Source organism: Aliiglaciecola sp. SL4 (assembly GCF_041538045.1).
Lineage (GTDB): Bacteria > Pseudomonadota > Gammaproteobacteria > Enterobacterales > Alteromonadaceae > Aliiglaciecola.
Map to the genome: position 1 here is coordinate 1 of NZ_JBGOSE010000038.1, position 247 is coordinate 247.

At 41.3% G+C, this 247-nt stretch carries 1 protein-coding gene; it reads right to left on the reverse strand.

All coding sequences use genetic code 11. The features are described from left to right. Positions 1-88: 88 nt before the first annotated feature. On the reverse strand, positions 89-247 hold a 159-nt coding region (locus AB6T38_RS19225; RefSeq protein WP_372548827.1), incomplete at its 5' end, for a VOC family protein.

Consider the following 247-nt stretch of genomic DNA (forward strand, 5'->3'; position numbering starts at 1 on the left):
AATTACGAAGACACCCATAGTTAGACAGTCCAAGAATTTAGCTTACCAAATAAAGATGGGTGTCTTTGTAAAGAGAACTATAGGGTAGTTAACTATTTTTGCCCACTTTCCATGGTGGATTTAGACGGTTTTCCCCCGCCCAATAGAGCTTAATTTTGTTGCCAGAGGGATCTGTGAGAATGGCTTCTTTCCATAGGTAGCGCTGCTCAGTGGGTTGTTGTTCAAACACAATGCCTTTTTCTGTAAG